The 5,964-nt window shown below is 64.1% G+C and carries 6 protein-coding genes; 3 read left to right on the top strand and 3 right to left on the bottom strand.

Features of this window, described 5'->3' with window-relative positions; translation table 11 throughout:
• Positions 1–40 precede the first annotated feature (40 nt).
• Positions 41–1,075, top strand: coding sequence for a LacI family DNA-binding transcriptional regulator (locus EN969_RS13680; RefSeq protein WP_063170181.1), 1,035 nt, complete (start codon positions 41–43; stop codon positions 1,073–1,075).
• On the opposite strand, the gene EN969_RS13675 is transcribed toward EN969_RS13680, so the two are convergent.
• The 3 genes from EN969_RS13675 to EN969_RS13665 all read right to left on the bottom strand — a co-directional run bounded on the left by EN969_RS13675 (position 1,072) and on the right by EN969_RS13665 (position 4,213).
• On the bottom strand, positions 1,072–2,025 hold the full coding sequence (locus EN969_RS13675) for an alpha/beta hydrolase (protein ID WP_082826663.1): 954 nt from the start codon (positions 2,023–2,025) through the stop codon (positions 1,072–1,074). The genes EN969_RS13680 and EN969_RS13675 overlap by 4 nt on opposite strands.
• A gap of 10 nt (positions 2,026–2,035) precedes the next feature.
• Positions 2,036–3,184, bottom strand: a complete 1,149-nt coding sequence (locus EN969_RS13670) for a Gfo/Idh/MocA family oxidoreductase (RefSeq protein ID WP_013532953.1) — start codon at positions 3,182–3,184, stop codon at positions 2,036–2,038.
• A 267-nt stretch (positions 3,185–3,451) separates the two neighbouring features.
• Positions 3,452–4,213, bottom strand: coding sequence for a DeoR/GlpR family DNA-binding transcription regulator (locus EN969_RS13665; protein ID WP_013532952.1), 762 nt, complete (start codon positions 4,211–4,213; stop codon positions 3,452–3,454).
• Positions 4,214–4,375: 162 nt separating this feature from the next.
• Here EN969_RS13665 and EN969_RS13660 point away from each other — a divergent pair, with 162 nt between their 5' ends.
• Together EN969_RS13660 and EN969_RS13655 are read left to right on the top strand one after the other, a co-directional pair.
• Complete coding sequence (locus EN969_RS13660) at positions 4,376–5,176, top strand: class I fructose-bisphosphate aldolase (protein ID WP_023756676.1); 801 nt, start codon at positions 4,376–4,378, stop codon at positions 5,174–5,176.
• Positions 5,177–5,179: 3 nt separating this feature from the next.
• Positions 5,180–5,964 (top strand): PfkB family carbohydrate kinase (locus tag EN969_RS13655; protein WP_127419180.1); only part of this gene is annotated, 785 nt, incomplete at its 3' end.

Below are 5,964 nucleotides of genomic sequence, written 5' to 3'. Positions count from 1 at the left end.
GGGCGGGGCCGATCGTTGGCAGGGGATCAGGAATATATCGATGGCGGAGAAGACGCACCGCACGATGGACGACTTCGCCCAGGCATGCGGCGTGTCGCGCCCGACGCTGTCCAAATATTTCGACGATCCGGCGAGCGTGAAGCCAGCGACGCGGGCGCGCATCGAAGCCGCCCTGCGTTCCTCGGACTATCAGCCGAACCTTTTCGCCCGCAATCTCAACCGCAAGCGCACCCGCAACATCGGCATCGTCGTGCCGACGATCACCGATCCTTTCTACGCCGAGATGGTCAGCCGCATCGAATTTCGTTGCCGCGACGAAGGCTACTGGCCGATCGTCATTTCCTCGCATGGCTCGCCGAAGCTGGAGGCGGAGTCGGTCAGGACGCTGCTGTCGCTGAAGGTGGCCGGCGCGATCATCGCCCCGCTCGGCCTTGCCTCCGACCGCAGCGTCTTCGACAAGCTCGGGCAGGACATTCCGATCGTCTATTTCGACACCTATATCGAGGGCGATACGCCGTTCGTCGGCAACGACAACCGGCAGAGCGTGTCGACCATCGTCGACTATCTCTGTCGCTCGGGCGAACCGCCGGTCTATCTCGACATTCCGCATGTCAACCACAACTCCGGCGAACGCCAGGAGAGCTACATCGTCGCGATGGAGACCGCCGGCTTCAAGCCGGCCGTCATCGAGGCCGCGCGCGATTACACCTGGGACTTCGAACGCATCGGCTACGAGCAGACGGAAAAAATGCTGGAGGCCGGGACCTTGCCCGGCCGCACCATCCTGTGCGCCAACGATCGTCTCGCCTTTGGCGTAATGGCGGCCGCGTACTCGCGCGGCCTGAAGGTCGGCCGCAGGCCCGATTGCGATCTGCGCGTTGCCGCCCACGACGACCATCCGCTGAGCCGCTACACCTGTCCGGCGCTGACCACCATGGCGCAGGATTTCACCGCCATGGCCGGCCGCAGCGTCGAGATCCTGCTGGCCCTGCTGGACGAGGCCGATCCGCCGAAGCAGGGCATGGCGCGCACCGTCAAGCTCGGTGCCAACCTGGTGATGCGTCAGTCGGCCTAACCGGTCGACGTCGATCCCTCGAAGTGGCGCCAGGCCGTCACCCCCTCGACCACCGCTTGCCGGGCGGCGGGAATATGGCGTCCCATCGAGACGAAGCCATGGATCTGGCCCGGCCATTGCCGCAGGATCATAGGCACGCCCGCGGCCTGCAGGCGCGCCGCATAGGCTGCCCCTTCGTCGGCCAGGATGTCACAGCCCGCAAGCGCCACGAATGCTGGCGCGACGCCGGCAAGATCAGGCGCCAGCAAGGGCGAGACGCGCCAGTCCATGATATTGTCGGGCGTTCGCACATAATGGTCGCGGAACCATGCCATGGTCGTCGCGGTAAGGCCGAAGCCGTCGCCGAAACGCCGGTAGCTGTCCGATGTCTGCCGCGCGTCGGTGTTGGGATAGATCAGGATCTGCGTCGCAAGTGGTGGAGCGAGCCCATCGCGTGCGAGCAGCGCCAGCACTGCGGCAAGATTGCCGCCGGCGCTGTCGCCGGCAACACCAATGCGCACCTTGTCGATGCCCAGGTCGACGGCATTCTCGGCCATGAAGCGAAGTGTCGCCAGGCAATCCTCGAGCCCGGCGGGAAATTTGTGCTCCGGGGCCAGGCGATAGTCGGGGCAGACAATGACGGCGTTGCCGAGATTGGCCATCAGGCGGCAGATCTCGTCATGTGAATCGAGATTGCCGATGACCCAGCCGCCGCCATGCAGATAGAGCAGCGCCGGCGCCCCGCTCGGCAGTGCGTCGATGCCGCGATGGATGCGGACAGCGATGGGGCCGTTCGGCCCGTCGATCTGCTGTTCAAAGGTCGTCGCGACCGGCTCATGCTCACCTTGCAGCGTCGGGAACGAGGCGTTGTAGGCAGCTCGCGCCGCCGCCACGCTGCCGGTCTCGAATGGCTTGCCGCCGGCTGCACGAGCCATGTCGAGGACGCGCAGCGCATCCGGATCGAGCGTCATGATCATACCCTCAGGCCAGCAGATCGCTCGCCTCTTCCTCGGTCAGCAGGGCCGGCTGGACGACATCGCCCGCGATGGCGACCGAGCCCTGTGTTTCACCGGAGCGCAGGATAGCCTCCATGATCTCCAGCACATGCAGCGCCAGATTGCCGGAGGCGCGTGGCGTGTTGCCGGTCTGAAGCGAGCGCACCAGATCGGCGACGCCGAGCATGCGGTAATTGGCGCGATCGGGCGCCGCATAAGGCCAGTTGCGGGCGCCATAGAGTTCGCCTTCGCTGGCGAAATCCCTCCAGTCGGTGCCGCGTTTCGACAGCGACACGGTGCCGCCGAACGTGTCGGGGTCGGGCAGGCGCAGCGAGCCTTCCGTGCCGTGCAGTTCGATCGGATGGTTGGAGTGGCGAAAGACATCCCACGAGGCGCCGAAGGTGACGGTTGCGCCGGAGCGGAACTCCAGCAGCGACAGCACATTGGTCGGCGTGCCGACCTTGAATGTGGTGTTCTTGAATGGCCCTTCGGCAGTGATCAGCCGCTCCTCCTGGCCGCGCGTCGCCATCGCCATGACGCGTTCGACCGGGCCGAGCAGATTGACCAGCATGGTCAGATAGTAGGGGCCCATGTCGAACACCGGGCCACCGCCTGGCTGGTAGTAGAACTGCGGGTTGGGGTGCCAGTGCTCCATGCCGCGGCCCATCATGAAGGCGGTGCCGGTGACCGGGCGGCCGATGGCGCCGTCATCCATCAGCCGGCGGGCGCGGCGTCCGGCTGCACCAAGGAAGGTGTCGGGCGCCGAGCCGAGCAGCAGCCCGCGCGACCGCGCCTCGTCGACCAGGCGCCGTCCATCGGCGGCCGAGGTGGCGAGCGGCTTTTCGGTGAAGACGTGCTTGCCGGCCGAAAGGGCGGCAAACGAAATGTCGAAATGCGCCGCCGGAATGGTCAGGTTGAGGACGAGATCGATCTCGGGGTCGGCCAGCAGTGCATCGACGCCGAGTGCCCGTATGCCATATTCCTTCGCCCGCAGCGCCGTCATGTCGGCCGAGATATCGGCGCAGGCGCGCAACTCGATGCCGCCGAAGAGAGCGGCATTGCGCAGATAGGTCATCGAGATATTGCCGCATCCGATGACGCCGATCCCGAGTTTCGTCGTTGATATCCCGTGCATTTTCGATCGTACCTCCCAACGCGGTCACCGTCTGCCGAATCCGCCCAGAAGTAACGGATCGCCTTCGCAAAGGGCTATACAACATTTTAAATATTGACGCGCGTAAAATTTTTATACAACATGCGAAAATGCTGGCGCGATATCGGGAGGCTGCCAGTCCTGGGAGGAGAAAATGACCGACATGAAAAAACGGCCGACCGCCGATGCGGATGCCGTGGGTCATGCGCGCATCGGATATTTCCGCCGCGGCCAGGGACCTCGACGGGGTCAGGCATAGATCACCTTGGCCCCTGTCCTATCAAGCTGGCTGCGTATTGGGCCGGACAGGCCATCGTCGGTGATCACGACATCGACGCTCGACAGCGAAAAGGCCTTGGAGGTTCCGCTGACGCCCCATTTGCTCGAATCCGCAAGGAGGACAACGCGCCGGGCCATGCGCACGAGGTTTCGCTTGGTTCGCGCCATGTCTTCGTTCACGTCGACCACATCCAGTGACGAGTCAATTGCATGCGCTCCAACAAAGACCTGATGCGCTACCAAGCCGCCGAGAGCCGTGTCGGCATCGGTGATCAGCGTGCTTACCGTATCCGGGTAGACCCGGCCGCCGATCATGTGAACGTCGAGCCCGGGCCGATGCATCAGATGCTGCACGATATTCATCGCCGTGGCCGCGACCACGACATTGCTGAGCGGCGGTAACAGCATGGCAACCTGCATCAATGTCGAGCCGCCATCGAAGATGACCGATTGGTTGTCCTCGAACAGGTCTATCGCTGCCCGGGCGATGCGTTTCTTTGCATCGAGGTTTGTTTGCATCCGCCGGGCGAACGCGGCCGTGGTCGAATCCGTGGTCCGGGTCACCGCGCCTCCGCGGGTCTTGGTCAGCAGTCCCTTGCGATCCAGTATCTCGAGGTCGGAGCGCACCGTGACTTCCGACACGCCAAAATCGTCTGACAGGTCCTTGATGCGAACCTGTCCGCTGCGTTGCACTTCACCCAGGATCGATTGGCGTCTCTGCTCTGACAACATTGGCCTGTCCTTGCCTCCATGCGCCAAGCGATCGCCCTGGCCTCGGTTCACTCTACCGAAAATAGGCGAATTCGAAAGCTTTCGAAAGATTGCATTTGTTATTTCTTTCGCAAACACTGGGTCCAGGATTTTGAAATCAATCAATTGGAGAGTTTTGGACTCATGAGCCTCGGAACCAAGGTGCGCCTGGCGCGCCTCTTCTCACATCCATCGGGGAATCTTTTTGGCGGCGCGGTCGACCACTTTGTCGGCTATGGCGACGTGCGCAAAGGAGGTCTTGCCGACCTGCCGGGTGCGCTTGCACGCGTCATGGTAGGCAAACCTGACTACGTCAGCATCCAGCCTGGCACCGCGCGCCATCTGTGGCCGCAATATGCGGGCAAGGCTTCCCTGGTGATCCAGGCCGGCTGCTTCACCCCAGACGATCGCATCAGTGAACTGATTGCAACGCCCGAGGATGCGGTGCGCGCCGGCGCCGATGCGTTGGCCGTGGCCATTCCGGTGCGCGGCGCGACCGAGGGAAAATACATACGCTGGCTGACCGATTCGGTGAACGCGGCGGCTCGTTACGGCATGCCGGTGGTAGCGCATATCTACCCTCGCGATTTCACCGACGGGGCAAAAATCGTCTTCACCCCCGACGAGATCGCCTATGCGGCACGCATCGGCTACGAGTCCGGCGTCGATGTGATCAAGATCGGGTACACGGGCGATTTCGAGTCGTTCCGAGAGACCGTTCGGACCTGCCCGGTGCCGGTTGTGATCGCTGGTGGTCCGAAGACCGACACGCTGCTCGGCGCCCTTCAACAGACGGCGGACGCCATCCGTGCAGGCGCGCGCGGTGCCGTGGTGGGCCGCAATCTCTGGGGGCACGGCGATCCGGAAAAGGCAGCGATCGCCTTTCGGGGCGTCATCCATGACGGCCTTTCGGCGCAAGACGCCTTGGCGAAGGCGGGTGCCTGAACGATGCCCGCCGTCCCTTCAATCCTCGGCTTCGGAGCTATTGCGATCGACGACATCGTCTATGTCGATCAGCCGTTGTCGGCGGGCAAGGGGAAGGTTTTGCAAAGTGCCCGAGCTTTCGGGGGAAACGTCGCGACGGCACTTGCCGCCGTCGCGCGGCTCGGCGGAAGCGCCGGGTTCGTCGGATGGCTGGGCAGTGCCGCCGACGACGCCGTGTTGTGCGATCTCGTTGCGAGCGGCGTTGAAACCGCGTTCGCGCCGCGCCACCCGCACGCGCGCCCGGTGCGCTCGCGGATCACCGTCGGTTCGGATGGGGAGCGGTTCATCGCGTATGACGACGAAGCGATGCTGGGCACCGCGCCGGACTTTCCGGACGAGGTTCTCAGCCGCGCGACTGTCCTGATCGTCGACAGTTACGGGATCGGGTCGCTGGATGTCGTGGCTCGGGCTCGCGATCTCGGCCTTGCGATCCTCGGCGATGTCGAATGGAGCCACGGCCCGGCCACCGAGAGACTGATCGGGCTCTGCGACCATCTCATTCTTCCGCTGGGCTTTGCGCGGACCGCCACCGGCCGCCACTCGCCGGCCGAGATACTCGATGCATTGTGGTTGCCGTCGCGGTCCGCCGTGGTTCTGACGGATGGCGGCAGAGGCGTCTTCTATCGCGGACGCGACGAGACAGGGCTCTGGCACCTGCCTCCGCAACGGGTTGCCGTCGTCGACTCGACCGGCGCCGGTGACTGCTTTCATGGCGCCTATGCCCTTGCATTGACGCGCGGGGCCGACAC

The organism is Mesorhizobium sp. M7A.F.Ca.CA.003.01.2.1 (assembly GCF_003998945.1).
GTDB classification, from domain to species: domain Bacteria; phylum Pseudomonadota; class Alphaproteobacteria; order Rhizobiales; family Rhizobiaceae; genus Mesorhizobium; species Mesorhizobium ciceri.
This window is presented reverse-complemented; position numbering and strand designations above follow the sequence as displayed.

Coding starts and splice junctions, on each gene's coding strand:
- EN969_RS13680 (WP_063170181.1), top strand. CDS start 41: ATGGCGGAGAAGACGCACCGCACGATGGACGACTTCGCCCAGGCATGC.
- EN969_RS13675 (WP_082826663.1), bottom strand. CDS start 2,025: ATGACGCTCGATCCGGATGCGCTGCGCGTCCTCGACATGGCTCGTGCA.
- EN969_RS13670 (WP_013532953.1), bottom strand. CDS start 3,184: ATGCACGGGATATCAACGACGAAACTCGGGATCGGCGTCATCGGATGC.
- EN969_RS13665 (WP_013532952.1), bottom strand. CDS start 4,213: ATGTTGTCAGAGCAGAGACGCCAATCGATCCTGGGTGAAGTGCAACGC.
- EN969_RS13660 (WP_023756676.1), top strand. CDS start 4,376: ATGAGCCTCGGAACCAAGGTGCGCCTGGCGCGCCTCTTCTCACATCCA.